This window comes from Nonomuraea antri, from assembly GCF_013283785.1.
In the GTDB taxonomy this organism is placed as follows: domain Bacteria; phylum Actinomycetota; class Actinomycetes; order Streptosporangiales; family Streptosporangiaceae; genus Nonomuraea; species Nonomuraea antri.
Genome location: NZ_JABCPZ010000024.1, coordinates 1 through 26535 on the forward strand (window position 1 = coordinate 1; position 26535 = coordinate 26535).

Annotated in this window: 19 protein-coding genes; 11 read left to right on the forward strand and 8 right to left on the reverse strand. The window is 73.4% G+C overall.

What is annotated here, in order from left to right:
- Together HII36_RS10900 and HII36_RS10905 are read right to left on the reverse strand one after the other, a co-directional pair.
- Positions 1-4601: hemopexin repeat-containing protein (locus tag HII36_RS10900; RefSeq protein ID WP_217369385.1), on the reverse strand; the 4601-nt coding region annotated here is incomplete at its 3' end.
- A 266-nt stretch (positions 4602-4867) separates the two neighbouring features.
- On the reverse strand, positions 4868-6943 hold the full coding sequence (locus tag HII36_RS10905; RefSeq protein ID WP_173522995.1) for a BTAD domain-containing putative transcriptional regulator: 2076 nt from the start codon (positions 6941-6943) through the stop codon (positions 4868-4870).
- A 60-nt stretch (positions 6944-7003) separates the two neighbouring features.
- Between HII36_RS10905 and HII36_RS10910 the strand changes: the two genes are divergently transcribed.
- From HII36_RS10910 to HII36_RS10925, 4 genes are all read left to right on the forward strand, one after another.
- On the forward strand, positions 7004-8509 hold the full coding sequence (locus HII36_RS10910) for an MFS transporter (protein WP_173522996.1): 1506 nt from the start codon (positions 7004-7006) through the stop codon (positions 8507-8509).
- Between the two features lie 14 nt (positions 8510-8523).
- A complete protein-coding gene (locus tag HII36_RS10915; protein WP_173522997.1) occupies positions 8524-8913 on the forward strand; it encodes a trehalose-phosphatase in 390 nt (129 codons plus the stop codon).
- Positions 8914-8988: 75 nt separating this feature from the next.
- Positions 8989-11259: an immune inhibitor A domain-containing protein gene (locus tag HII36_RS10920; protein ID WP_173522998.1), complete on the forward strand. Its 2271-nt coding sequence runs from the start codon at positions 8989-8991 to the stop codon at positions 11257-11259.
- Between the two features lie 60 nt (positions 11260-11319).
- On the forward strand, positions 11320-12096 hold the full coding sequence (locus HII36_RS10925) for an SDR family oxidoreductase (protein WP_173522999.1): 777 nt from the start codon (positions 11320-11322) through the stop codon (positions 12094-12096).
- Positions 12097-12222: 126 nt separating this feature from the next.
- Here the strand turns inward: HII36_RS10925 and HII36_RS10930 are convergent, their stop codons facing one another.
- From HII36_RS10930 to HII36_RS10940, 3 genes are all read right to left on the reverse strand, one after another.
- Positions 12223-13149, reverse strand: a complete 927-nt coding sequence (locus tag HII36_RS10930) for an acyltransferase family protein (protein WP_173523000.1) — start codon at positions 13147-13149, stop codon at positions 12223-12225.
- Positions 13146-13331 carry a hypothetical protein gene (locus HII36_RS10935; RefSeq protein ID WP_173523001.1) on the reverse strand — a complete coding sequence of 62 codons (186 nt, stop codon included), beginning with the start codon at positions 13329-13331 and terminating at the stop codon, positions 13146-13148. Before HII36_RS10935 ends, HII36_RS10930 begins: the two co-directional genes overlap by 4 nt.
- An 89-nt stretch (positions 13332-13420) precedes the next feature.
- Positions 13421-15427 (reverse strand): cytochrome c oxidase assembly protein, encoded by a 2007-nt coding sequence (locus tag HII36_RS10940; protein ID WP_173523002.1) that lies wholly within the window; start codon positions 15425-15427, stop codon positions 13421-13423.
- A gap of 55 nt (positions 15428-15482) precedes the next feature.
- Here HII36_RS10940 and HII36_RS10945 point away from each other — a divergent pair, with 55 nt between their 5' ends.
- Together HII36_RS10945 and HII36_RS10950 are read left to right on the forward strand one after the other, a co-directional pair.
- Entirely contained in the window at positions 15483-16166 is a 684-nt protein-coding gene (locus HII36_RS10945; protein WP_173523003.1) for a hypothetical protein, read from the forward strand.
- Positions 16167-16274: 108 nt separating this feature from the next.
- Positions 16275-16922, forward strand: coding sequence for a copper resistance CopC family protein (locus HII36_RS10950; protein ID WP_173523004.1), 648 nt, complete (start codon positions 16275-16277; stop codon positions 16920-16922).
- 7 nt (positions 16923-16929) lie between these two features.
- Here the strand turns inward: HII36_RS10950 and HII36_RS10955 are convergent, their stop codons facing one another.
- The 3 genes from HII36_RS10955 to HII36_RS10965 all read right to left on the reverse strand — a co-directional run bounded on the left by HII36_RS10955 (position 16930) and on the right by HII36_RS10965 (position 20134).
- Positions 16930-18330 carry an MFS transporter gene (locus tag HII36_RS10955; RefSeq protein WP_173523005.1) on the reverse strand — a complete coding sequence of 467 codons (1401 nt, stop codon included), beginning with the start codon at positions 18328-18330 and terminating at the stop codon, positions 16930-16932.
- Positions 18327-19436 (reverse strand): PLP-dependent cysteine synthase family protein, encoded by a 1110-nt coding sequence (locus HII36_RS10960; RefSeq protein ID WP_173523006.1) that lies wholly within the window; start codon positions 19434-19436, stop codon positions 18327-18329. The genes HII36_RS10955 and HII36_RS10960 overlap by 4 nt, the downstream gene beginning before the upstream one ends.
- Before the next feature lie 98 nt (positions 19437-19534).
- On the reverse strand, positions 19535-20134 hold the full coding sequence (locus HII36_RS10965; protein ID WP_173523007.1) for a hypothetical protein: 600 nt from the start codon (positions 20132-20134) through the stop codon (positions 19535-19537).
- 171 nt (positions 20135-20305) lie between these two features.
- On the opposite strand from HII36_RS10965, the gene HII36_RS10970 reads away from it, so the two are divergent.
- The 5 genes from HII36_RS10970 (at position 20306) to HII36_RS10990 (ending at position 26504) form a co-directional block, all read left to right on the forward strand.
- Complete coding sequence (locus HII36_RS10970) at positions 20306-20695, forward strand: ArsR/SmtB family transcription factor (RefSeq protein WP_328807678.1); 390 nt, start codon at positions 20306-20308, stop codon at positions 20693-20695.
- Positions 20695-21594 carry a cation diffusion facilitator family transporter gene (locus HII36_RS10975; RefSeq protein ID WP_173523009.1) on the forward strand — a complete coding sequence of 300 codons (900 nt, stop codon included), beginning with the start codon at positions 20695-20697 and terminating at the stop codon, positions 21592-21594. Before HII36_RS10970 ends, HII36_RS10975 begins: the two co-directional genes overlap by 1 nt.
- A gap of 62 nt (positions 21595-21656) precedes the next feature.
- Positions 21657-22340: a hypothetical protein gene (locus HII36_RS10980; protein WP_173523010.1), complete on the forward strand. Its 684-nt coding sequence runs from the start codon at positions 21657-21659 to the stop codon at positions 22338-22340.
- A 184-nt stretch (positions 22341-22524) separates the two neighbouring features.
- A complete protein-coding gene (locus HII36_RS10985) occupies positions 22525-25767 on the forward strand; it encodes a toll/interleukin-1 receptor domain-containing protein (protein WP_173523011.1) in 3243 nt (1080 codons plus the stop codon).
- A gap of 50 nt (positions 25768-25817) precedes the next feature.
- On the forward strand, positions 25818-26504 hold the full coding sequence (locus HII36_RS10990) for a hypothetical protein (protein WP_173523012.1): 687 nt from the start codon (positions 25818-25820) through the stop codon (positions 26502-26504).
- The last annotated feature ends 31 nt before the right edge of the window (positions 26505-26535 follow it).

Below are 26535 nucleotides of genomic sequence, written 5' to 3' on the forward strand. Positions count from 1 at the left end.
ACCGAACCCTGACGCCGCCAGCCGCCCGCCCCCTCGACGACGAGCTGCCCGTCCTCCAGGAACGCGCACGACACGTCGGGCACGTCGTAGGTCCGGTGCAGCGCCTCGGACACCACGTGACAGGTGTGCTCGCGGAACAGGTAGACGTTGCCCCGGTCGGCGAAGGCCGCGTCGACCGCGTCCAGCTCCGCCGTCAGCCGGCCGAGCCGGGGCTCCTCGCGCAGGTCGGCCAGGGAACGCGGGTAGCCGAGGTCGGGCGCGGTGCCGGTGTAGCGGATGAACTGGTCACCGGAGAACAGGTAGGTGTGCCCATCCAGGTGCAGCGCGGCGTCCACCCGCCCGGTACGCAGCAGGTTGTTGCGCGTGCGGCCCCAGAAGGCGGCCACCGGCGCCGGGTAGCTGTCGTCGGCCCTGCTGTAATCGCCGTCGGAGTAACGCATGTACTTCTCGCCGGAGAAGACGTAGGTGCGGCCGTCGCGGCCCACGAATGCGGCGTCGACCGAGCCGAACGGCACGCTGTCCCAGTGCTCGGCCAGCTTCCGCGGCGCCGACCACCAGCGCCTTCGCGCGTCGAACTCGATGTATCTGTCGCCGCGGAACAGGTGGGTGCGCCCGTCCTGGGCGGTGAACACCGCGTCGACCTCCGTGCCGAACGAGTCGGGCAGGTTCCACCAGTCGCCGGGCAGCGGCTGCGGATAGCCCGCGTCCGGCTCGGTGTAGTCGCCGGTGGAGTAGCGCACGAACCGGCCGCCGCCGAACAGGTACGTCTCGCCGTCCAGCACGAACGCGGCGTTCACGCCGGTCAGCCCGCCCCAGTCGGGGGCGATCCGGCGCGGGTAGCCGAGGTCGACGCGCGAGTAGTCGGTGCCGGAGTAGCGCAGGTAGGTGTCGCCGCTGAACAGGTACGTGCGCCCGTCCAGGCCGACGAACGCGGCGTCGACCCGGCCGCTGGGGAACGCGGCGGGCATGTTCCCCCACCGCTGCACGGTCGGCACGATCCGGGTGTCACCGGTCAGCGAGACCGTGCGGCCGTCCTTGAACAGGTGCACCACGCCGTCGGCGGCGACGGCCGCCTCCAGGTCGCGCTCGAACTCCGCGGGCACGCCGGGGAACCTCGCCTCGATCGTCAGCGGGTAGCCGTCGTCGGCCTGCGCGTCCTCGTTCTCCAGCGACGCGGTGTGGCGGGCGACGCGGTCGCCGCGGAAGACGTACACGCCGGTGTCGTCGGCGTACGCGGCGTCGACCAGCCCGTCGAAGCCCTGCCCGTCGAAGCCGGGCGTGTCGTCGGGTCCGGGGGTCTCGTCGAGCTCGGGCTGCTCGTCCTGGGCGCCGCCGCGCCAGAAGCCCGCCTTGTCGGTGAAGGCGTGGTACTCGCCGTCCCTGCCGTAGAAGCCGGGGTCGCCGAACTCGGCCGCGGGCCGGGGGAAGCCCTCGTCCACCGCGCCGAAGTCCCCGGTGGAGTAACGCACGTACTGGTCGCCGCAGAACAGGTACGTCCGGCCGTCCTCGTCCACCAGCGCGGCGGTGATCTTCCCGCCGCCGGCGAAGTCGTCCCTGAACCGGCCCCACACCTGGTCGTGGGGCGCCCACCGGGAGCCGCCGGGCTCGCGCACGTACGCCCGCGGCCCGCTCACCAGCCAGTCGGTTCCCGCCGGGTGGCGGAAGGCGGCCTCCACCCTGGTCAGCCCCGGCGCGAGCGCGGACAGCGGCCCGTCGTGGGCGAGCCTGCCCTGGTGGAAGCGCCAGTAGCGCTCGCCGCGGAACACGTACACGTCGCCGTCCACGCTCTCCAGCACCGCGTCGATGCCGTCGGCCTGGGCCGGCAGCGCCAGCGGCTCGGGGTAGCGCGCGGCCAGCCGCAGGTCGCGGAAGGCCAGCGCGACGCGCCGCTCGTCCAGGCCCAGCTTCGCGGCGAGCCGGGCGAACGCCTTGATCCGCCGGTACGCCGTGGTCGGCGGCTCCAGCAACCCGGTCAGCGCCACGCCGGCCCCGGCGCAGATCGTGCTGACGACCGGGGCGGGCACGCCCAGCGCGTCCTGCGCCGCCGTCAGCAGCGCGGCCGTCCGCGCCTGCGCCCGCGCGGCGAGCGTCGCCTCGATCTCCGCGACCCCGGCCGCGGTCGCCGTCGCGACGGCGTTCAGCAGGCCGAAGACCTGCGCGCCGTAGTCCGCCGCGCCGTGCAGGTAGAACTCCACCACGCTGTTCGGCTCGGCGAAGAACGGCAGCCGGTCCTCCGGCACGGCCAGCGCCTCGTCCAGGTCACCGCCCTGGATCAGGGTGTCGAGCACGACCTGCGCGCCGTCCGGCCCCAGCCCGAGCGCGACCAGCGACTCCGGGTCGAGCCGGTACGGCCGCTGCTCCTCGGCGACGGCCCGCAGCCGCTCGTCGACGACCGGGTCGGACCACTCCAGCCCGCCGCCGTCGATGACCCGCCGCGCCACGGCCAGTTCGGCGATCTCGACGAACTCCTCGGGCGGGAAGACGCAGACCCGCGCCCACAGGTCGGCGACCTGCTGCCGCATGCTCGCCAGCACGTCCGCCTTGATCGGCTCGAACTCGGCGGCCAGCGCGAAGTCCGCCACGTCCAGCTCGGTGACCGCGTCCTTGTCGCGGTAGTGGCCGTCGCCGTCGATGTAGCCGTTGTACCTCAGGTTCTCCAGCAGCCCGGCCGGCGCGTCGTCCAGCTCGACGGGCAGGGGTTCCTTGAGATAGGCGTCGGCGGCGGCCTCGATCAGCGCGACGACGTCGGCGGCGACGTCGCCGAGATCGGCGTTGAGCTCGCCGATCGCCGCGTTCAGCACCACGCCCTCGGCGTCGATGTAGCCGTTGTAGACCAGGTTGTCGTACAGCTCGGCGCGCTGCGCGACCGTCAGCCCGGTCAGCCCCTCCAGGTGCGACGGGTAACACACCTCGCCCAGCCGGCCGAACAGGTCGGCCACCTGGTCGCGGTGCGGCGCGAAGTCCGTGGCCGTCTCCGACGGGACCTCGACCAGCTCGCCGTCCGCCGTGAGGTTGCCGCGCAGCACCAGGTTGGTGAAGATCTTGACGGCCAGCCGGTCGCCCAGGCCGAGCCCGGTGAAGTCGGCCGGGGTGATGCGGGCCATCCCGATCAGCGCGCCGTACGGCCCCGATTCGGCCAGCCCGTCCCAGATCGCCCGGGACGCGCGCTCGCCGAACCGGTCCGACACGAACATGTCAGGACCGTCCGCCGTCCGCGCCAGCGCCTCGCCCAGGGCGGCGGCTAACTCCGCCTCACCCTCGGCCGGCTCCGGCTCGCCCCCGGCCGGCGCACCCGGCGTCGCGTTGGGCATGGGGCCGCCGGCGAACGCGGCCAGGTCGGCGATCGACAGCCCGGCGTCGCGCAGCCACCGCACCACCAGCGGCAACGCCTGGGCCAGCCACAGCCCGGTGGCCACGTCGGGCGCGGCCAGGATCCGCCGGCAGTCGCCCATCGGGACCGGCGTCGACGGCACCGGGAAGGGCGCCGCGATCGAGCCGTCCAGCAGCCGCAGCAGGTCGAACAGCTCGTCCGCGGTGAGCCCGAGCACGCTCATCAGCCGCGCCGCCCGATGCAGCGCCGACGTCCCCGGCTCCCCGGGCACGACCTCGCCGAAGCGCACCCGCAGCCGCGCCAGCTCCGCCGCCCCGATCCCGAGGGCGTCGGCGAGCGTGACCCCGGCGAACGTGCCGACCTCCAGCGCGGCCGGCATCGGCGCGGCCAGGCTCACCGTGACGTCCATCGGCAGCCCGAGCGAGCGGCCGACGTGCACCGCCGCGGCCAGCACGGCCGGCGCCGCCGCGTCGAGCCGGTTGCCGCACAGGGTGCTCAGCACGAGGTCCAGGTCCGCGAACGACAGCCCGGCCCGCCTGGCGAGCCGGACGAACCGGTTGACCCGGTCCAGCCAGGCGAGCAGTTCCGCGCCGGCCGGCAGGCTCAGCCGCCCGCCGGCCACGGTGACGGCCGGGCCGCCCTGCCGCACGAACGCCGCGCCGAGCACCGCCGTCAGCTCGGCCTCCGACAACCCGGCCGCCAGGCACAGCCGCGCCGGGTCCGCCAGCACGTCCAGCTCCTCGCCGGGCTCGTGCCGTCCGACCTGGAAGGACGCCTTCAGCGCGGCCTCCTGCGCTCTGGCGGTCGTCACCGCGCCTGCCACCTCGGGGGACAGGCCCAGGAACAGCGCCGCCAGCTCGGCCGGGCGCGCCCCGAACAGCCGCGGGATCTCCTCCCTGCCGATGCCGTGCCGCTTCAGGAACGTTCCAAGCTCTTCGTAGGCGAGATCGAAGGGCTTGTCGAACGGGAAGGCCATGGTCTTCATGCGCTCGTACGGGTCGGGCCCCGCCAGCCGTTCGAGTATCTCCACCACGATGTCCAGGTAGGGCAGCTCGGTGGCGGTGTGCTCGGCGTCCAGCGGGATCTCCCTGATGTCGGGCCGCCGCTCGTGCAGCCGCGCGCCGCCCGCGTCCACCTCCTCGTCCAGCAGACGCAGCAGGTCGGCCAGGTACGCCGCCGGCGAGTTCACCGTCCTGGCCTCGTCTCCGGGCCGGAAGTCCAGTTCCCCGAACAGCAACTGGTAGTTGGGCAGGCTGTCGCCGACTCGCATGTGCGTGACCTCCGTATCGCGGGCGCACGCCATTCAGGGCAGGCGGAAACGCGCCGAATGGCGGGCGAAATCGTGGTGCGAGGTAAAGAAAAGGGTGAACCGTGCGAACGTCAGCAGCCAGGCCCCCCACAGCGCCGGCTCGAGCGCCACCCGGCCCCGCCACGGCAACGCACCCGGCGGGGACAGGCAGTAGCGCCAGAATGCATCGACTTCAAAGTCTGGTCAATGCGTGGCGGGCAGGTAACTTCGGGCGACGCGAGCCCGGCTCAGCCCGGCCCGCCAGGGCCGAGCTCGATCGGCCGTCCGCCCTGGATCCAGTACCAGGTCAGCGCTGCGGTCAGCCGGGCCGACAGCCCGGCGTCGCCCAGTCTCCTCGCCGCCTCCCACGCTCCGCGCAGGTTGGCCGTCTCGGCGTCGAGCCTTCTGATCCAGCCGTGGCGGGCCTGGCCGGTCCGGTAGTACTCGGCGCATTCGGCGAGCTGGGTGTAGAAGGTGACGTACCAGCGCAGGATCCGGTCGTGCTCGCCGGCTTCACGCAGGCGTTCGAGGCCGTAGGCGGCCACCGACTCCAGCAGCCGGTAACGATCACCCTGCCTGACCACCAGCGACCGGTCCACCAGGCGGGCCAGCAGGCCGGCGACGTCGGCCGGATCGAGGTCGGCGTCGGTGTCGTGGGCGGCGCCGACCAGCGTCTCCTCGCCGGGCGGCCCGCCGGGCAGCGGGGCGGGGTAGGCGCACACCCGCTCAGCGGCCAGGAGCGTGCAGCCGCCCGACTGCACGGCGAGACGGCGCAGCACGACGCGTTCGGCGTCGGTGAGCAGGCCCCAGCTCCAGTCGAGGGCCGAGCGCAGCGTCCGCTGCCGTTCCGGGCCGCTCCGCCGTCCCGTCGTCAGCAGCCGGAACCGGTCGTCGAGCCGGTCGGCGATGTCACGCAGGCTCATGGCGGCCGCCCTGGCTGCCGCCAGCTCCAGCGCGAGGGGGAGACCGTCGAGCCGGCGGCAGATCGACGCGACCGTCTCGCGCTGCCCGGCCTCCGGGGCGAAGTCGCCGCCGGCCGCCGTGGCCCGTTCGGTGAACAGCCGGATCGCCGCCTCCTCCGCGAGCGGCGGAACCTGGCGCACCACCTCGCCCGGTATGCCCAGCGGCTCTCTGCTGGTGGCCAGGATCCGCAGCTCGGCGCCGCCGCGCAGGAGCAGTTCGGCCTGCTTGGCCACCGGCTCGACGACGTGCTCGCAGCCGTCCAGGACGAGCAGCAGCCGGCGGTGGCCGAGCAGGGCGGCCAGCCGGTGGGCCGGGTCGTCCGGGTGGCCGCCGTCCCTGAGGTGGAGCGCGGCCGCGATGGCGTCGGTGACGGCCGACGGCGAATCGCCCACGCCGGACAGATCGACCAGTTGCGCGCCGTCGGGGAAGCCGGGGGCGAGCCGCCTGGCCACCTCCAGCGCCAGACGGGACTTGCCCACCCCGCCGGGCCCGGTGAGCGTGAGCAGCCGCGTCGCCGGCTGCAGCGCCGCGAGCTCCTCGACGGCGGATGACCGGCCGATGAGCGCGGTGAGCGGCTCGGGCAGGCGGGTGGCGCGCGGCGGCGGCGTGACCCGCACCTCACGCAGCTCCGGACGCTGTTCGAGTATCGCCTGGTGCAGCGCGGTCACCTCGGGGCCAGGGGTGAGGCCGAGCTCGTCGCGCATGCGCTCGCGCAGGCCGTGGTGCAGCGCCAGCGCCTCGGTCTGCCGCCCGCAGCGGTACAGCGCGCGCATCAGCGCGGCGTGGAAACGTTCCCTGGTCGGGTGCCGTTCCACCAGCTCGCTCAGCTCCGCGATCAGCGCGGCGTCCTCGCCGAGTTCCAGCCGGGCGAAGGCGAGATCCTCCAGCGCGGTCAGCCGCTGCTCCTCCAGCCGGGTGACCGCGCCGCGGGCGAACGGCTCGTCCGCCACGTCGGCGAAGGCCGGGCCGCGCCACAGGGCCAGGGCGTCGACCAGCAGCTCGGCCCGTTCCGCCGGGTCGTGGGCGCGGTGCGCCCGATCGGTCAGCGCGTGGAAGCGGCGCGCGTCGGTGTCGGCGTCGAGCGTGTAGCCGGGCGGGCGGGAGACGACCAGCTCGCGGCCGCCGGGCTCGCCGTCCTCCAGCGCCCTGCGCAACTGCGACACCTTCGCCCGCAACGCGCTGGTGGGACGGGCCGGCGACCGCGCGCCCCACAGGTCCTCGATCAGCCGCCCGGCCGAGACGACCTGCCCGGACGCGGCCAGCAGCCCGGCGAGGAGCACGCGCACCTTCAGCTCGGGCACCCGCACGTCGTGCCCGTCGTCGGTCCACACCGCGAGCGGCCCAAGAACGCCGAAGCGCATGTCTCCCACCCTAAACAGATCCGAAACAGACCAGAACACCGGCGCTCCACGCTGGTGCCCATGTCGACTCTTACCTCACCGCCTCGCGCCGGCGCCCGGGCGTGGCTCGGGTTGTCCGTGCTGGCGCTGGCCACGTTGCTGCTCGCCGTGGACAACACGGTGCTGGTGCTCGCGCTTCCCCATCTGGCCGCGGACCTGCGTCCCAGCGCGGTCGAACTGCTCTGGATCACCGACGCGTACGGCTTCATGATCGCCGGTTTCATGATCACCATGGGCTCGCTGGGCGACAGGATCGGCCGGCGCAGGCTGCTGCTGATCGGCTCGGCCGCGTTCGGCGTGGCCTCGGCCCTGGCCGCGTACTCGGTCACCACGGAGATGCTGATCGCCGCGCGCGTCCTGCTCGGCGTGGCCGGGGCCATGCTCGGGCCGTCCGCGCTGGCGCTGGTGACCACTTTGTTCACCGACGCCAGGCAGCGCGCCATGGCCATCGGCGTGTTCACCGCGTGCTTCATGGGCGGGGCCGCGCTCGGGCCGGTCATCGGCGGCATGCTGCTGGAGACGTTCTGGTGGGGCTCGGTGTTCCTGATGGGCGTGCCGGTCATGGCGCTGGTGCTGGCCGTCGGGGCGGTGCTGCCGGAGGAGCGGGTGCGCGAACCCGGCAGGATCGATCTCGTCAGTGTGCTCATGTCGCTGGCCACGGTGCTGCCCGTGGTGTACGGCTTGAAGGAACTCGCCAAGGACCCGGCGCGGCCGGTGGCCTACCTCGTCCTGGCGGCCGGGGTGGCGGTGGGGATCGCGTTCGTCCGGCGGCAGCGCCGGCTCACCCACCCGCTGCTCGATCTGAGCCTGTTCGCCGAGCGCTCGTTCACGGCCGCGCTGTCGGTGCTGCTGCTCACCATGCTCACCCAGGGCGGGCTGTACCTGTTCGTCGGCCAGTACCTGCAACTGGTCGAGTCCCTGACGCCGATGGCGGCCGGGCTGTGGATGGCGATCCCGGCCACCGCCCTGGTCGCCGGCTCGCTGATGGCTCCGGCGCTGGCCAGGCGCTACCGTCCGGCGAGTGTGGTCGGGCTCGGGCTGGCCGGGTCGGCGGCTGGGTTCGCGCTGGTCGTCGCGGGCGACGGGTTCGCGACGCTGCTGGCCGGGCTGACGATCGGCTTCCTCGGCACCGCTCCGGTGGGCGCGCTCGGGCTCGGCCTCATCGTCGGCGCCGCCCCGGCCAGGCAGGCGGGGTCGGCGTCGGCGCTGGCGGAGTCCGGCGGCGAGCTGGGGGTGGCGCTCGGCATCGCGTTGTTCGGCAGTGTGGGCACCGCCGTCTACGCGAGCCGTACCACCTCGCCGCAGGCCGGCGACTCGCTCAGCGACGCGGTCACGGCGGCCGCGACCATGCCCGCGGACGTCGCGGGCCCGCTGCTCGCGCAGGCGCGTGCGGCGTTCACCGGTTCGCTGGCCACCGTCGCGGGACTGAGCGCGGCGATCGCCCTCGGCCTCGCCGTCGTGTCGTTCGCGCTGCTCAGGCACCTGCGCCCGATCGGGCACGAGCCGGGCGGCGACGATCTGGGCTAGCGTGACGTCCCGTCATGACGGTGCGACCCTCTCCCCGGCCAGGACGCCCGCTGGTCTTCCTCGACGTCGACGGGCCGCTGCTCCCGTTCGGCGAGGACCCCCGTGGCGCGTCGCCGGCCACGCCGCCCACCCCTGAGGTGGGACGCCGGCTGGCGGCCCTGCCCGGCGCGCTGGTCTGGGCGACGACCTGGGAGGAACGGGCGAACACCGACCTGGCGCCCAGGCTCGGGCTGCCGCGCCTGCCGGTGGTGACCTGGCCGGAGCCCACCGGCCAGGACGAACGCGAGGACCGCTGGGTCGCCACCCACCACGCCGGCCCGGCGCTCCTGCATCGCGTCGAGCCGTACCGGGGGCTGGCCGACGAGGACTTCGCGGCGCTTGATCGGTGGCTGCGAGCCCGGTGAAATCGGGGTTTTTCCGTAAATTCGCGGCGGTGCAGGGGGAGACTGGAAGGGCTAGAGTGTGACATGTTACATGTCATGCGAACCTCCTTCTTAGCGGCGGCGGTCGCCCTCGTGGCGCTCGCCGCGTTCGGAACACCGCCCTCCTTCGCGACATCGACCACTTCCTCGTCCTCCGCCCAGGCGTCCGCGTCCTCCGCCCAGGCGCCCGGCCCCAAGGAGACGAGCAGGGAGGTCGCGCCGCTCAGCCCGCAGCAGCGCGAGCAGGCCGCGCTGCGCAGGCAGGCCGTCGAGGGCGCCGTGACGCAGGGGCCCGCGGCCATGGCGCGCGGCGGCCGCGCGGTGAAAGTCGGGCACCGCTACGTCGAACTCGGCCAGGAACGCAAGGACCAGGTCTTCGTCGTCCTCGCCGAGTTCGGCGACCAGGTCGACAACGAGACGATGATCGACGGCCAGATCAAGTACGGCGGGCAGCCCGGCCCCCGCCACAACGCGATCCCCGACCCGCGTGGCACCGACGACAACCACACGCTCTGGCGGCCCGACTTCAACCGGTCCTACTACCAGCAGTCCTACTTCTCCACCGGCGGCAACTCGCTGCGCGACTACTTCCGGCTGCAGTCCTCCGGCCGCTACGACCTGGACGGCTACGTCAGCGACTGGGTACGCGTCCCGTACAACGAGGCCAGGTACGGCAGCGACCGATGCGCGCCCGAGGAAGGCGGCATCTGCTGGAACAACTGGGACCTGGTGCGCGACTCGGCCAACGCCTGGTTCGAGGCGGAGAAGGCCAAGGGCAGGACGACCGAGCAGATCCGCGCCGACCTGCGCAGGTACGACGTCTGGGACCGCTACGACCACGACAACGACGGGAACTTCGACGAGCCCGACGGCTACCTGGACCACTACCAGGTCGTCCACGCCGGGATTGACGAGACGTGGGGCGGCGGCGCGCAGGGCGCGGACGCGGTCTGGGCGCACCGCTACTTCGCCTACTGGCCCCAGCGCGGCCAGGCCGGTCCCGAGGGCAACAGGAACGGCGGCACGCAGATCGGCGACACCGGCATCTGGGTCGGCGACTACCTGACGGTCGGCGAGAACAGCGGCGTCGGCCTGACCGCCCACGAGTACGGCCACGACCTGGGCCTGCCCGACCTGTACGCGGGGTCGGGGGAGAACGCGGTCAACTACTGGTCGCTGATGTCGTCCGGGTCCTACCTGAGCACCCGGCGCGGGCCGCTCGGCGAGTACGGCGGCGACCTGGACGCCTGGAGCAAGCTCCAGCTCGGCTGGCTGAACTACGAGCGGGCCAGGGCGGCCACGTCCTCCACGCACACGCTCGGCGTCGGCTCCTACAACACCCGCGACCCGCAGGCGCTGCTGGTCGACCTGCCGGCCCGCGAGATCAGCACCCCGCTCGGCAAGCCGTACGGCGGCGCGTGGCAGTGGTGGAGCGGCAAGGGCGACAACCTGGAGCAGACGCTCACCCGGCAGATCGACCTGACCGGGCTCACCCAGGCGACGCTCAAGGCCCGCGCGGCCTACGCGATCGAGCAGGACTACGACTTCCTGTACGCGGAGGTCTCGCGCGACAACGCCACCTGGACCCCGCTCGGGCAGCCGCTCACCGGCGCGTCGGACTGGCGGGAGATCGGCTACGACCTCACCCCGTACGCGGGCGGGAAGATCTGGTTCAGGTTCCGCTACTCGACCGACTCCAACACCACCGAGTCCGGCTTCCGGCTGGACGACGTCGAGGTGCCCGGGGTGTTCGCCGACGACGTCGAGCAGGGCGAGGGCGAGTGGACGGCGGTGGGCTTCACCCGCAGCGGCGAGGTCGGGGTGCAGCGGTTCCTGCGTGCCTACCTGGCCGAGAACCGCCGCTACACCGGCTACAACGCGTTCCTGCGCACCGGGCCGTACAACTTCGGCTGGACCGGGAGCCAGCGGATCGAGCACTACCCGTACCAGCAGGGGGTGCTCATCTGGCTCTGGGACGCCTGGTACGGCGACAACACCACCCGCGACCACCCGGGCGAGGGCATGATCCTGCCGGTCGACGCCCGTCCCGAACCGCTGCGCTGGACGAGCGGGGCGCTGGTCCGTGGCCGGCAGCAGGTGTTCGACGCGCCGTTCGGCGGCGAGCGGACGGACCGGCTCAGGCTGCACTCCGAGGGCGTGCCCACGGTGTTCCCCGCGCGTCCGGGGGTTCGCGTGTTCGACGACCGCAACGGCGTCTACTGGCACCCGGACCTGCCCGAACTGGGGGTGAAGGTGCCCGACACCGGCACCAGGATCTCCGTCCTGCGCGACGGCGACCGGGCGACGGTACGCGTCAGCGGCTCCTGACCGCGCGGCTCGCACGACCGGGGTCGTGCCACCTAGCAAACGCTTGGTACGATCCCGGTTGTGCTGCTGGAGGATGAGGTCGCGGTCGTCACCGGCGCCGGTCCCGGGCTGGGGCGGACCCTGGCCGGGCTGCTGAGCCAGGAGGGCGCGCACGTCGTCGTGGCCGCACGCACCGCGGCCGGCGTCGCCGAGATCGCCGCCGAGGTGCCCGGCGCGCTGGCCGTGCCCGCCGACGTGACCAGCGCCGACGACATGCGGCGGCTGGCCGGCACCGTGATCGACCGCTTCGGCCGGGTGGACGTGCTGGTCAACGCCGCCTTCCCCGGCTCGCACCGGAGGAACGTGCTGGACATGTCGGACGACGACCTGGCCGCGTGGCGCCGGGCCGTCGACACGGGCGGCTACGGCACGCTGCTGGCCTGCCGGTTCATCGCGCCGCACATGGTGGCGCGGGGTTCCGGCGCGATCGTCAACGTCACCTCCATGTCGTCGCGCACCGGCTACGCCGGCCGCAGCGACTACGCCGCCGGCAAGGCCGCCGCGCACCTGCTCTCCCACTGCCTCGCCGACGAGCTCGGGCCGTACGGGGTGCGGGTGAACTGCGTCGCGCCCGGCTGGATCGCGAGCGAGGCGCTCGACGACTGGATGCGCGCCAGAGCCGCGGCGGAAGGGGTGACGTTCGAGGAGATCCGGGCGCGTGACGTCGCGGCGATGGCGCTGCGCCGCATCGCCACCGAGGAGGACGTCGCCCGCGCCGTCGTCTACCTCGCCTCACGCCAGGCCGGGGCCGTCACCGGCGCCACCATCGACGTCAACGGCGGCCAGCTCTTCACCTGACCCTCGTTCAGGTCGACGAGCGCCGATACAGCCAGGTGAGACGCGGTTCGAGCAGCCACTTGAACACGGCCCTGGTCTGCGGCAGGCACAGGACGATGGTCAGCGCGAAACAGGCCGACGCGATGCTCAGCGCGCCGAGCGGGCCGAACAGCAGGGCGCCGCCAGCCAGCCCTGGTCCTTGGCGACCAGGACCACGACGCCGTGCAGCAGGTAGCAGTACAGGGTCCTGGTGCCCAGATCGGTGAACCAGGTCTCCCGCCTGGGCACCAGCGCCAGGACGGCCAGGCACATCGCCAGCGAGCAGACCAGCAGCCCGCCGCGCAGCAGCAGCCCCGCCCACCAGGACAACTCCAGATCCTGGTAGCTCTCCTTGAAGTAGAAGGGGCCGAGCGGCGCCCGGGGCGCCAGGTAGACGGCCACGGCGGCGGCGCCGAGCAGCGTCGCCACGCCGAGCAGCTTGGCCAGGCGCCGGTCGAGCAGGTCGAAGTGCTCGGGCCGCAGCATGAGCCCGATGACGAAGAACGGCATCAGGCCGAAGAAGCGGTCCATGCTGAAGTCGCCCGAGATCTGGGAGAACCCGGCGACCAGATAGATCGCGATCGCCACCGGCACCGGGTGTTTCATCCGCTTCCACACCGGCGCCGACAGCCGCCAGAACAGCAACGCCAGCAGGTACCAGTTCAGCCAGGCCGGGTCGATGATCGTCAGGCTCCACTTCTGCCCGAGTGCGAACCGCAGCGCCGCGTACCCGACCTCGACGATCACGTACGGCACGACGAACGTGTCGACCAGCTTGTTCGTCTTGGCGTTGGAGTTCCAGAAACTCCTGGACAGGTAGCCGCTGATCACCACGAACAGCGGCATGTGGAAGGTGTAGATGAAGAGGTACATCGCCCGGGCGGAGTCGGCGGCCAGGGTCGGCACCAGCGCGTGCCCGGTCGGCACCAGGGCGATCACCAGGAACTTGACGTTGTCGAGGTAGGAATCACGCTTGCGGCCGGGCCGGTCCGGGGGCGCCGTCCGTTCCACGGCCCGGGTCGCCGCCGAGGTCATGCGGACTGCTCGCCCCGGTCCGTCCGTTCGGCGGCGGCAGCGGCAGCGGCGCGTTGCCGCGCCCGCTCCTGGCTCTCGGCGGCCTTCGCCCGGTTCTCCGCGCGCACCAGGTGGACGACGCCGGCGACGAAGGCGCCACCGACCACCAGGGGAGGGACGAGGGCGGACACGATCTCGAACACGGCATCCCTTTCCCGACAGAAACTTCTACGACTCGTAGAACAACATACCGGCTCCGCCGACCGGCCCGGAGGTCACGGTTGCCCCCGGGTCACGGCTGCCGCTCGGACCGTTCGTTCAGCCTGGTGAGGTAGTCGTTGTAGGCGGCCAGCTCGGCGTCACCCCGCCGGTCGGCGTGCCGGTCCTGCCGCCGCGACTCGCGGTGGTCGCTGAGCGCCCACTGCGCGGCGATCGTGATCACCACGATCATGGTCGGGATCTCGCTGAACGCCCACGCCATGCCGCCCGCCACGCTCTGGTCCTGCAGGACGCTCGCTCCCCACGGCCGGTCCAGCTCGTCGTACCAGGACGAGGCGATCGACTTGCCCATCATCATCATCGAGATGCCGAAGAACGCGTGGAACGGCATGGTCAGCATCAGCGTGCCGAGCTTGGCCAGGTGGGGCAGGCGGCGCGGCGCCGGGTCGACCCCGATGATCACCCAGAAGAACAGCACCCCCGAGGCCAGGAAGTGCGCGTTCATCACGATGTGGCCGGCCGGCTGGCGCATCGCGCCCTCGAACAGCGAGGTGTAGTACAGCGCGTACGAGCCGCTGACGAAGATGACCATCGCGACCACCGGGTGCGAGACGATCTCGGCGACGCGGCTGTGCAGCACGGCCACGATCCACTCGCGCGGGCCGCGGTCACCGCGTCTGGCGGCCGGTCCGACCGCCCTGAGCGCCAGCGTCACGGGCGCGCCGAGCACCAGGAAGATCGGGGCCAGCATGGCCAGCCCCATGTGCTGGATCATGTGCATGCTGAACAGCACCGGCGCGTACGTGGCGATGCCGCTCTGCGTGAACACCACGACGAGGACCAGCCCCAGCGCCCACGAGACGGACCGGCCCACCGGCCAGGCGTCGCCACGGCGGCGCAGCCGCACCACCCCGGCCGCGTAGCCGACGGCGGCGACCAGCACCAGCAGGGCGAACAGCAGGTCCAGCCGCCACAGCGAGGCCAGGCGGGCCGCGGTGAGCTCCGGTGGCATCGCGTACCCCAGCAGGTCGCGTACCGGATCGACGGGCAGCGTGACCAGCGGGGGAGCGGTACGCGACAGCGCCACCGCCAGTCCCATGACGGCGGCCATGACCACGACCTCGCCGGCCGCCAGCCGCGCGAACGCCCGCGGCCGGCCCGCGCGCAGGGCGGCCAGCGTGCGGCGGCGGTGCAGCAGGCCGCACCCGCCCAGCACGATCACGGCGGCGGTCTTGGCCAGGACGAGCAGCCCGTAGGAGGAGGTGAGCAACTGCCCGGGCTCGGTCAGCCTGGCCGCGGCGCTCGCGACGCCGCTCACCGCCGTCCCCGCGAAGCACCATAGCGCCAGCCGCGAGAACCGCGACGCCGCGATCGCCAGGTCACGGCCGCCACGCAGCGCGTGCATGGTGACCGCCAGCAGGCCGCCGGCCCACAGGGTCACCGACACCAGGTGCAGCCCGAGCCCGGTGACGGCCAGCGAGTGGTTCGGTGAGCTGGCCGAATGACCGGTCAGCGCCGGGGGCAGCAGCGCGAGCACGGCGACGCCGAGCAGCCCGGCCGCGCCCTGCACGCCCACCACGTCCCTGGCGAAACCGGCGACGCCCGCGGCCGCGATCAGGACCAGCAGCAGCGTCGTCCCCTGCGGGAGATTCGCGACGAAGTCGAGCACCTGCGCGCCGGTCAGCCGCGCGACGGGGACCGCCATCAGGTCCGACGCGGTGAAGAGCGCGGTCAGCGCCGTCGCCGCGACCCAGCACAGCGCCGCCCATGCGGCGAGGCGCGCGTAGCGGCGCGACTCGGGCGCGAGCAGGCCCTTCTCGCCGGGCAGCAGGAAGGACGCCATGAGCAGCAGGCCCACGGTCGTCACCGCCGACAGTCCGGCGGCGAGCTCGGCGACGGGAAGTCCCCAGCGGGTGAGCGGGCCCGCGTCGGCCAGCCCGGCGATCGGCACGGTGCGGGCCGCGCCACCGGACACCAGCCCGACCGCCAGAGCCGCCGCTGCGACACCCGCCGCGACTGCGCCCGCCGCGACGGGCAGCACGTGGGCCAGGCGCGGCGCCGTCCGCGACTTCTCGCTCATCGACCACCCTCCGATCGGAGTTTCTACAGTACGTAGAACTTCTACATCATGTCGAATGTGGGTGTGGTTCCGCGCGGAAGGGCAGGCGGCCTGGGGCGCGATCGCGGGGGTGCTCTGGCAGGATGGCGGCGTGCAGGTTGGCCGACCAGTGGTTCGCGCGGTGCGTGCCGCGGCCTTCACCGCCGTGTGCGTGCTCGCCTCCGCGGCGCTGCACGTGCTGGTCGGCGGCGCCGCGATCAGCCTGCGCGCGCTGGCCTCCGCCGCCGTGGTGACCTGGCTGGGCGCGTACGCGATCGGGTATCGCCGGTGCGGCCGGCCCGTTCTGCTGGTCCTGTGCGGGCTCTCCCAGTACGGGCTGCATCAGCTGTTCGCCGGTGCGGAGCTGGGGTGGCCGGCCAGGGAACACCGGCCGACGTCCGCCATGGACGCCTGGGCCGGGCACGAGCACGGCGGCGGGACGGGGATGGTGATGATCCATCTCGCGGTGGCCCTGGGATCGAGCTGGTGGCTGGCGCGCGGGGAGAGCGCGCTGGCCGAGCTGCTGCGGCTGGCCGCCGTCGGGGTGAGCGGCCTGTGGGCGCTGCTGCTCGCCGCGCTCGCCGTCCTGGTCGACGGGCGGGTCGCCGAGCGTCCCCGCCGCCTGCCGGACCGGCCGGAGGCCGCGCACCGGGTGTCCGCCGTCCTGACCAGGGCACTGTCACGCCGCGGGCCGCCACCCGTCCGCCTGCCCTGCCGCTGACCGGCGGCGGCCCGCCACGACATTCCCCGCCCGGCCCCTTCGGCGTACGGGCGCGTTCCCGCCTGCCCCGGCGGCTCGCCGGGTGCCCTTCGTTCTCCGGAGTTTCCTTTGGCTCACCTGTCCACATTCGTACGGCGTGCCGCGGCCTCGGTGGCCGGCGCCGTCCTGCTGCTGACGCTCGGCGCTCCCGCCGCCCTCGCGCACGACCGGCTCAAGTCCAGCTCCCCGGCCGACAACGCCAAGCTGGACCGCGTCGAGACGATCGAGCTCGAATTCTCCTCGCGCATGACGATGCCCACGATTCTGCTCGAAGGCCCGGACGGCGACCGGGTCCCGCTCGCCAAGCCCCGCATGCAGGGCGTCAAGCTCCTCACCAGCCTGGAACGGGAGCTCCAGGCTGGCAGGCACCGGATCGCCTGGCGGGTGGTCTCCTCCGACGGGCACCCGATCCAGGGCGAGCTGCACTTCACGGTCACCGCCCGGCCCACCCCTGCGGCCACATCCAGCGCCGACGCGCCGACCACGCCGGCGGAGCCCAGCGCGTCGGGGGAGACCAGCGCTCCTGAGGGGACGTCCGCGCCTGGCTCCTCCCTGCCTGACATCTCCTCGCCTCCTTCTACGGCCGAGGCCGCGCCGGTCGCGGGGAGTGGCGATGGGATGCCCGCCTGGTTGTGGATCGCCGCCGGGGTGCTCGTACTCGCCGGGGTGGGGATCTTCCTCGGTGGCCGGCGTAAGAGCGGTTCCGGCGGCACCTGACTCCCGCTCAGCCGACGGCGGCCGCCGTCCGTCCGGCGCCGGACAACCGGGCGCCCCGGTCCAGGCGTCGGACCGCCGCTGCGGAGACCAGCCCGGCGACGGCGAGCAGCGTCCACGGCAGCGCGGCCAGACCGGCCGCGCGTGCGGTGTCGACCAGGCCGCCGGCCAGCAGGTTCCCGGCCAGGATGCCGACGCCGGACAGCAGGTGGTACAGGCCGTAGTAGGTGCCGGTCAGCCGGTCACCCGCCAGGTCCGCGATGACGGCCATCTCGAACGGGAAGGCCACCAGCGTGCCCGCGGTGAGCAGCAGTGCGCAGGCCAGCACCGGCGCCATCGCCCACGGCGGCGGCAGCGACACGTGCGCCGTCGCCGCGGGCGGCAGGAACGCGACGCTCATCAGCAGCAGCCCGCGGCTGATCGCCTGGCCGCGGGTCCACCGGGCCGCGCACCAGGCGGTCAGGCGTACCTGCCCGGCGATGCCGAGCAGCGCGGAGACGGCGTACAGCGCCGTAACCCCGGCCTGGCCGCCGCCGAGGCGCTGCACCTCCAGCGGCAGCGTGAGGTACATCTGGAACGACAACGCGCACGAGGCGATCATCGCGGCGGCGAAGGACAGGAACGCCCGGTCCCCGAACGCCTGCCGCCAGTCCCGCAACACCGACCCCCGCTCGACCCGCTCGGCCCGCACGGTCTGCTCGGCCCGCACGGTCTGCTCGACCCGCACGGCCCGCTCGACCCGCACGGGACGGGCCGCCTGCTCGGGACGGGCGTCATCAGGCTGGGCGGCATCAGGCTGGGCGGCGTCAGGCTGGGCGGCGTCAGGCTGGGCGGCGTCAGGCTGGGTGGGCAGGCACAGGCCCTGGAGCACGGTCAGCACTGCGAAGATCGCCGCCGCCGACAGGCACACGGCGGTGAAGCCCGCGTTCAGCAAGACGAGCCCGGCGACCGGGCCGAGCAGGATGCCGCCCTGGTAGAACACGTTGAACACGGCGAAGGCCGCCACCTTGCGCTCGCCGGCGGCGACGGCCAGGTAGGCGCGGGCCGCCGGGTTGAACAGCGCACCGGCGAACCCGGTTAGTACGGCGGCCACGACCAGCAGCGGCACCGAGGTGGTCAGCCCGAACATGGCGAACCCGATCGTCCGCAACGCGCATCCCGCCATGATCATCGGCTTGCCGCCGAGCCGGTCGGCCAGGGTGCCGCCGATCAGGAACATGCCCTGCTGGCTCAGGTTCCGCAGGCCCAGGACGAGCCCGATCGTCCAGGCCGCCAGCCCCGCGCCGGACGACAGATGCTGGGCCAGGTAGGGCATGAGCAGGTAGAAGCCGAGGTTGATGCCGGCCTGGTTGACCTGCAGCAGCTGGACCGGGCGGCCGAAGGAACGGAACTCACGCAACGTGCCGCTCATCGGGTCCCCGCCAGCGGGTCGGCGACGTTCGTGCAGCGGGTCCAGCGGTGGACCTCGCGCTCGCCCGGCGCGTCCAGCAGGTCGGGCTCGTCGGACGGGACGGCGCCGAGCAGGCCGTGCGCGCGGCAGTAGCCGTCGTCGTAGACGGTGTTCCAGTACCGCCACGGCCCGTCGGGGAAGATCGCCACGACGCTCCGCCCCGGCGAGGTACGGGCCAGCCAGTGCGCGACCAGCGCGACGGCCCCGGTGCTCCAGCCGCCGGAGACGTAGTGGCGGGCGGCCAGCGTCCGGCAGGCCCAGACCGCCTCGGCCGGGCTCACCCAGTGCACCTCGCCGAAGGAGTCGTAGGCGACGTTGCGCGGGTGGATGCTGGAGCCCAGGCCGCGCATCAGCCGTGGCCTGGCGGGCTGGCCGAAGATGGTGGAACCGACCGCGTCCACGCCGACCAGTCGCAGGCCGGGAAAGTGGTGGCGCAGCACCCGGTGGATGCCCGCGCTGTGCCCGCCGGTGCCGACCGAGCACACCAGGACGTCGACGTGCGCGACCTGGTTCAGCAGCTCGTGCGCGAGCCCGGCGTAGGCGTCCACGTTGTCCGGGTTGTTGTACTGGTCGGGGCAGTAGGAGCCGGGGATCTCGGCCAGCAGGCGTTGCACCCGGTCCCGGCGGGCCTGCTGCCAGCCGCCGGTCGGGTGCGGCTCGTCCACGATCTCCAGCCGGACCCCGTACGAGCTGAGCAGCCGGCACATCAGCGGCTCCATGCCGGGGTCGGTGACGAGCGTGACCGGGTGGCCGTGGACGATGCCGGCCAGGGCCAGGCCGAGCCCGAGCGTCCCGCTGGTTGACTCGACGACGGTAGCCCCAGGCGCGAGCTCGCCGCGGGCGCGGGCCTGGCGGATCATGTGCAGGGCGGGACGGTCCTTGATGCCGCCCGGATTGAAGCCTTCGAGCTTGGCCCAGAACCCGCCGTCCGCGACGCCGAACGGCTCGGGCAGATAGGCCAGCGGCGTGTTGCCGACGGTGAACGGGAGCGCGGAGTACGTGGAGTGTGCGGAGTGTCCGGTGGACGGCGCCTCGTGCGGGCGCGCGAAGGTCGCGTGCGATGACATGGTGAATCCCCGAGTGATGACGCGCGATCCGCGGGCATGACGAAAGACGCCGCGGACCGGAGAACTGACTGTGGACGGCGTGGGACGGGGCCGTCGTCCTATATGCGCATCACGCAGAGACTTTCCCTGGCCGGCCCGGCCGGGTGGACGGCGTCGGCCGCCGCGCCCGGGAACGTTCCGGCGAAGGCGGGGACCGGGTCGGGCGGCACGGCGGCCTGCATGGCCGGCGGCATGGGTGTTCCGGCGGGGGCGGTGGCCGAGCGGTCCTGCTCGGTCCCGTGCTGATGGCCGACCGGCAACCGCCGATGCGAGCACACCTCACCGACCGCCGCGACGGGCTCTGCGGCGGCGACGGATCGCGTCCCGGTACCGGGCAGCGGGGCCGCATCAGGCGGCGCGGCGACGCCGGATGGCATCGCGACACCGGGCGGCACGACGACACCGGGTGGCGTGGCTGTCTCCGGGTGGGCGCCGTGGGTCACCGGCTCGGCCAGTTCCACCGCCGCGCACGCCCCGCCGTGGGTGAAAACCACCCCGATGATCAGGGCGATCACGAGCACCACCCGCGTCACGATCCCGCCGGAGCCGGAGCCGGAGCCGGAGCCGGAGCCGGAGCCGGAGCCGGAGCCGGAGCCGGAGCCGGAGCCGGAGCCGCAGGCGGCCAGGCGGCGGGGACGGGCTGTCGGTGTCGTGAGCATCACCGGTGATGATGCCCGCGAGCGGCCCGGCCGCGCCCCTGAACGGCAAAGATTCGCGTAAAGCCATGCCGTCGTCCAGCCGATGAGCACCCGTTCGACGTCTTATGAGCTTGACATGGCGGCCACACTTCCGGCTATCTTGATCATATGAACAGTTCTTCAGATGAGCGAGTGTTGGCGTTGGACGGCTGCACCGTCCGGGTGGTCGATGCCGACCGGGTGGCCGCGGTGCACGAGCGGATGCCGTCCACCGAGGACGTGGCGGACACCGCCGACGTGTTCGGCCTGCTGTCGGACCCGAACCGGCTGCGCCTGCTGGTCGCCCTGCTGGACGGCGAACTGTGCGTGTGCGACCTGGCGGCGGTGACCGGCCAGAGCGAATCGGCCGTCTCGCACGCCCTGCGGCTGCTACGTGCCCACCGCATCGTGTCCGCCCGCCGCTCGGGCCGAATGGCGTACTACCGGCTTGAGGACCCGCACGTGCGGATGTTGCTGGACGTCGCGCTCGCGCACACCGAGCACACCGAGGCGCTGCACCCCGAACGCGAAGGGAGCAAGTGATGGGCGCGGGACACGGGCACGGGCACGCGGCCGGGCGGCATCGCTGGCGGCTGACGGTCTCCTTCGTCCTCATCGGCACGTTCTTCGTGGTCGAGCTGGCTTTCGGACTGTTGTCGGGCTCGCTGTCGCTGCTGTCGGACGCCGGGCACATGGCCGCCGACGTGGTCACGCTCGGCGCGGCGCTGGTCGCCACCAGGATCGCGACACGTCCTGACACCACCGGCCGCCGCAGTTACGGCTCCTACCGGGCCGAGGTGTTCGCGTCCCTGCTGGCCGTCGTGCTCATGCTCGGCGTCGCCGTCTACGTGGTGGCCGAGGCGATCGGCAGGATCGGCGGCTCTGCCGAGGTCTCGTCCGGGCCGATGATCATCGTTGGCGCCATCGGACTGGCCGTCAACCTGGTGGCGTTGTTCCTGCTGCGTTCCGGCGCGCGCGAGAGCCTGAACGTCAAGGGCGCCTACCTGGAGGTCGTGGCCGACACGGCGGGCTCGGTCGGCGTCATCGCGGCCGGCTGGCTGGTCGCCGCGACCGGTCAGGCGTTCTGGGACACCGCGGTCGCGCTGGCCATCGGCGTCTTCGTGGCCGTCCGCGGGGTCGCGCTGGGCCGCCAGGTGTTCGCCGTGCTGGGTCAGCACGTCCCGGAAGGCGTCGACGCCGCCGCGGTCGCCGCCGACCTGGCCGCCATCGACGGCGTGCGCGACGTGCACGACCTGCACCTGTGGACGCTCACCTCCGGCATGAACGTGGCCACCGCCCATCTCGTCACCGGCGACCAGGGCGACCACCACAGCGTCCTCGACCAGGCCCGCGACCTGCTGCGCGAACGCCACGGCGTGGCCCACGCCACCCTCCAGGTCGAGCCGGCCGACCACAACGGCTGCGACGAACTCGGCTGGTGATCCCGGGGGCGGAGGTCGCGCCCAGGCTGAACCACCGGGGTGCGTCGGCCGTCGTAGGGGGCATGACGCTACGACTGCTCGCGCTCCTGGCGCTCATCGCCGCCGCGCTGGCCGGCACCGCCACCGCCGCGCACGCCTGCGACTGCGCCACCCTTTCCCCGGCGAAGGCGGTGGGGCACGCGAAGACGGTGTTCACCGGCACGGTCGTCGCGATCCGCTCGGACAGCATGAACCCCCTGGGCCCGAGCGAGCCGAACGTCTACACCTTCCGCGCCGACACCGTGTACAAGGGCGCGCCGGCCGCCGAGTACACGGTCGCGACCAATGTCGGCGGCGCCGCCTGCGGGTACGCGTTCGAGCGGGGCGCCCGCTACCTGGTGTTCGCCGGCACGGACCCCTCGGTGCTGAACGAGACGGCGCCGAGGGCGGCCCTGTCGTCGTCGCTGTGCGCGGGCAACGTGCCGGTCGAGCCGGGTTCCGGGCCGCTGAGCCCCGGTGACGAACGCGCCGTACACCACGAGAGCTTCTCCGGTCCCATCACCGCCGAACTGATCGCAGCCCTCGGCCCCGCCAGGAACGCAACCCCGGCTCCGGCCTCGGCCCCGGTCACGACCCCGGCCCCGGTCGCTGCGGCCGACGAGAGCCGGGCCGGGGGGATCTGGCTGCTCATCGGCGCGGCGGCCGCGCTCGCCCTGACCCTCACCGCCGGCCTCACCCTGCTCATCAGACGCCGCCGCGCTTCCTGACAGACGGCGAGAACCGGCCACGGACGCCGGGTGACCGTCGATCCGGAGACCTCTCTGCGGGAAGCGTCCACGGCGCGGCGACGCGGGGCCGGAAACGCATCGGCCGGGCCGTCCGATCTCCTAGCTGTCGGGCGGACGCAGGCCGGCCGCGACGTTCATCGGTCCGGGAGCCGGAGGTGATGGGGTGCACGCCCCTGAGGAGAAGCTCCACACACACCAGGAACCCACGCCGCCCGGCGACGCCGACCGTAACAACGCCGGCCACCGCGACGTCGGCCGCTATGACGCCTTCCTGTCCTATGCCTGGGAACCGGACGCCCGTCTCGTGACGGCCGTGCGCGACGGGCTGCACCGGCTGGCGCGGCCCTGGTACCGGCTGCGGGCGTTGCGGGTCTTCCGCGACCAGTCCAGCCTGTCGGCGAACTCCGGGCTCGCCCCGGCGATCGAGAACGCGCTGGCCGACTCCCGCTTCCTCATCGTGTTCCTGTCGCCGCAGGCGGCCGCCTCGCGGTGGGTGGCCGAGGAGATCGGCTACTGGCTGACGCACAAGAGCGTGGAAACGCTGCGGCTGGTGTGGTCCGGCGGCACGCTCGTCTGGGACGACGCCGCCGGCGACTTCGACCTGGAACGGTCCTCGGCGCTGCCGTCCGCGCTGCTCGGCGTCTACGAGAACCAGCCGCTCCACGTCGACCTGCGCTGGGCGGCCGAGGACGACCGGCATGACCTGCGCGACGAACGCTTCCGCGGCTGCCTGGTGCAACTGGCCGCGCCCCTGCACGGCAGGGACACGGACGACCTGCACGGCGAGGACGTCCGGCAGCACCGCAAGACCCGCAGGGTGGCCGCCGCGGCGGTGACCGCGCTGGCGGTGCTGGCCGCGGCCACGGCGGTGGCGGCGGTGCTCGCCGTGCTGCGCGCCGAGGAGGCCCTGGCCAACCTGCGTCAGGCGACGTCCAGGTACCTGGCCGGCCAGGCGCTGGCCGACCGGGACACCAACCTGGACCGGGCGCTGCTGCTGGCCGTCCACGCCTGGCGGACGGCGGAGACCGCGGCCGCCCGCGACAGCCTCGTCACGACCGTGCACGAGGCGATGCGCGGGGTGTCGGCGTTCCCGCGCATCCGCGCCGGCGCCCCGATCCCCTTCGACCTGCAGGTACTCGCGATCAGCCCCGACGGACGCAGGATCGCGGCCACCAGGTACTCCGCAACGGGCGACGCGGGCGCCCCGGCCGACGGGCGGATCTACGTCTGGGATGTCACCGGCGGCCAGGCCCGCATCGTCCGCAGCCCCTTCGAGCAGGCGGTGAACGTGCGGCGGCTGGTCTTCGGCCCGGACGGCCGCCACCTGGCCGCCGAGGAGGCCGACGGCCAGGTCATGCTGTGGGACCTGGCCGCCGACCCGGCCCGCCTGGTGTGGACCGGCGACGCCCCGATGGACGTCACCGCCGATCACGGCCTGGCCGCCGCGGCCTCGGCGAGCGGCGTGGTCGCGTTCGTGGACCTGCGTTCCGGCCGGGTGCTGGACCGGCGGCCGGGCACGCTGTTCGAGGTGGACCGGCGCGGCGGGCGGGTGTTCGGCAAGGACCAGGCCGAGACGCCCGTCGTGTGGGACCCCCGCTCGTCCCGCGAGGTCAAACTACGGGTGTCCACCCGGTACGCCTTCGCCCACCTGCGCGGACGTCACGTCGTCATGGCGACGGGCGCGAAGCTGGACACCCTGGCCGGCTACGACGCGGCCGGCGGCGAACGCCGGTGGCGGCTGAAACTGCCCGGCACCCCGGTCGCGGTGGCCGTGTCGCCGACCGGGGATCGGGCCGCCGCCTGGACGTCCGACGGCACGCTGGTCATCGTCGCCACCGAAGACGGCCGGGTGATCGGCCGGGGCCGGCGCGTCCCCGGCCGCGAGCCCGCGCTCGCCTACAGCCCGTCCGGCGGTTTCCTGGTCGCCGCCGGCTCCGGCGACAAGAGCCGCCACCAGACGCTGCTCGACGCGCGCACCGGACGTGCCCGCTGGACGAAACGCGGACACGGCGTGGTCTTCGGCGCGGGTGACGGGTTCGCGGTGGTCAAGGGCGACCCGGTGCTGGTCGTCGACCTCGCGACCGGCGACGTCGTCGCGTCCGGCCCGGACAGCGCGGCGAGCATCGTGGCGGGCACCGCCGACAACGAGGCCGACAGCGGCGCGAACTCGGCCGTCTCACCGGACGGCGGCCTCGTCGCACTGCCGGGTGACGACGTGCGCCTGGTCGACCTGAACACGGCGGAACCACGGATGATCTCCCTGCCCGGGCAGCCTGGGCCGATCTCCGCGGTGTCGTTCGACCCCTCCGGCCGCCGGCTGGTGGGCGTCGGCTACGGCGGCGCGGCGGTCGTCTGGGACGTGGCGTCCGCGCTGCGGCCGGCCGACGTGCCGGCCGCGCCGCGAGCGCACGTCTCCACCCTGAGCGGCGACGGCGTCACCCTGTTCCACGCCGACGCGAGCCAGGCCCTGTGGCGGCGCGACCTGCGTGACGGCAGGGGCGTGCCGGTCCCCGGGCTGACCGGCGTGAGCGGCCTGTCCGTGTCACCGGGTGGCACCCACCTGCTGGCCTACCTGGGCGACGAGTACGTGTTGTGGTCCCTCGCCGCGGGCGCCGCGGTGTTGCGGTTCCCGTCCGAGATCGGCATGGCGGTGGCCTTCAGCGGGGACGGCCGCCGCCTGGCGCGGACGCGGTCCGACGCCTCGGGCCGCTTTACGGCGATCGTCCACGAGGTGGACACCGGCGGCGTCGTGGCCGGGATCCCGCTCCCCGACTTCGCCCAGCCGGTGGGCCTCACCTCCTCCCTCGCCTATCCGCGGCTCGCGCTCGACCACGAGGGGACGCGCCTGGCGGCGGGCCTCAGCGTCACCCAGATCCGCGTCTGGGACGTCGGCTCGGGAGCGTCCGGCGGAGGCTGCGACCAGCAGGCCGACACCTACACCCTGAGCCTGGAGGACCTGTGGTTCACCCCCGACGGAAAGGCGTTGCTGCTCAGCGACGGGGACCGGACGATCAGGTTCGCCGACCCGGCCTCCTGCGCGGTGCTGCGCAGCCTGCGCGTCGGCAACGGCACCGGCGAGAGCACCGTGACGCTCAACCGGGACGGCACGCTCATGGTCACCGACGATCCGCTGCGGCTGTGGGACACGCGGACCTTCGAACCCCTCGGCGAGCCCTTCCCCGGCGACGGGTTCCGCTTCCAGCAGGCCGTCTTCACCGCCGACGGCTCCAGCCTCATGACCCGCACCTTCGAGGGGGAGATCCGCCGCTGGCCGGTCGGCCCCGCGGAACTGATCCGCCGCGCCTGCGCCATCGCCGGACGCGAGCTCACCCCCGCGGAACAGGCCAGGTTCCTGCCCGCGGACGATCGGCGGCCGGCCTGCCGCCGAAGTGACTTACCTGGCTGAAATAATCATGGCACTGGCTGACCGATGACGCCGAATGTAGAGTCGCCCTCGTGGCGGTGAAGACCCGGATTCCTCCCGTGCCGCGAGGGCGGATCGCCCGCTGGTCAGCGGCTGCCGTCGTCGGCGCGCTGGCCGGTCTGGTGATCTTCGAGCTGACCCGCATCGGCGGGCGCGGCCTGTTCATCACCGCGGGCGCGGTGGCCGGGGTGGCCGGCGTGGTGCTGATCCAGATCTATCAGCGCTCGGCCCGGCTGACCGAGGTCAAGGTGTCGCTGCCGCAGGTCAGCCAGCTCACGTTCATGGTCAACAACGAGAGCCGCAACGTCGCGTGGAAACTGTTCGTGGAGGCCATGACCCGCGTGTCCACGCAGCCGCTCGACGACGAGGAAGGGCTCACGCGCGAGGCGCTCTCCTCGCTGTACGGGCTGTTCGCCACCGTCCGCGACACTCTGAAGTCGAGCCGGCCCTCGGTCCCCGCCCCGGGCGGGCAGACGGTCGAGCATCTGGCGATCAAGATGCTCAACCAGGAGCTGCGGCCCTTCCTGTCGAAGTGGCACCCCCGGCTGCGGGCGTTCGAGCAGGCGCGGCCCGACGCGCCCGAATCGGAGTGGCCGGAGAACGCCGCCTGCCGCGCCGAGCTGCGCGAGGTGCAGCAGCGCCTGCACGGCTACGCGATGGGGTTCGCCAAGCTGGCCGGCGTCAGCGACCCGGAGGCGATGGCCGGCACCAGCGCGTGAGCCGCCACGGCCCGCAAGCGGCGGCTGGAGC

What these genes read in the sequence shown, in the direction of transcription:
- HII36_RS10965 (WP_173523007.1), bottom strand. Translation starts at nt 20,134, where the DNA reads ATGCTCACGACACCGACAGCCCGTCCCCGCCGCCTGGCCGCCTGCGGC.
- HII36_RS10980 (WP_173523010.1), top strand. Translation starts at nt 21,657, where the DNA reads ATGACGCTACGACTGCTCGCGCTCCTGGCGCTCATCGCCGCCGCGCTG.
- HII36_RS10915 (WP_173522997.1), top strand. Translation starts at nt 8,524, where the DNA reads ATGACGGTGCGACCCTCTCCCCGGCCAGGACGCCCGCTGGTCTTCCTC.
- HII36_RS10910 (WP_173522996.1), top strand. Translation starts at nt 7,004, where the DNA reads ATGTCGACTCTTACCTCACCGCCTCGCGCCGGCGCCCGGGCGTGGCTC.
- HII36_RS10930 (WP_173523000.1), bottom strand. Translation starts at nt 13,149, where the DNA reads ATGACCTCGGCGGCGACCCGGGCCGTGGAACGGACGGCGCCCCCGGAC.
- HII36_RS10945 (WP_173523003.1), top strand. Translation starts at nt 15,483, where the DNA reads ATGTGGGTGTGGTTCCGCGCGGAAGGGCAGGCGGCCTGGGGCGCGATC.
- HII36_RS10920 (WP_173522998.1), top strand. Translation starts at nt 8,989, where the DNA reads ATGCGAACCTCCTTCTTAGCGGCGGCGGTCGCCCTCGTGGCGCTCGCC.
- HII36_RS10940 (WP_173523002.1), bottom strand. Translation starts at nt 15,427, where the DNA reads ATGAGCGAGAAGTCGCGGACGGCGCCGCGCCTGGCCCACGTGCTGCCC.
- HII36_RS10905 (WP_173522995.1), bottom strand. Translation starts at nt 6,943, where the DNA reads ATGCGCTTCGGCGTTCTTGGGCCGCTCGCGGTGTGGACCGACGACGGG.
- HII36_RS10975 (WP_173523009.1), top strand. Translation starts at nt 20,695, where the DNA reads ATGGGCGCGGGACACGGGCACGGGCACGCGGCCGGGCGGCATCGCTGG.
- HII36_RS10960 (WP_173523006.1), bottom strand. Translation starts at nt 19,436, where the DNA reads ATGTCATCGCACGCGACCTTCGCGCGCCCGCACGAGGCGCCGTCCACC.
- HII36_RS10955 (WP_173523005.1), bottom strand. Translation starts at nt 18,330, where the DNA reads ATGAGCGGCACGTTGCGTGAGTTCCGTTCCTTCGGCCGCCCGGTCCAG.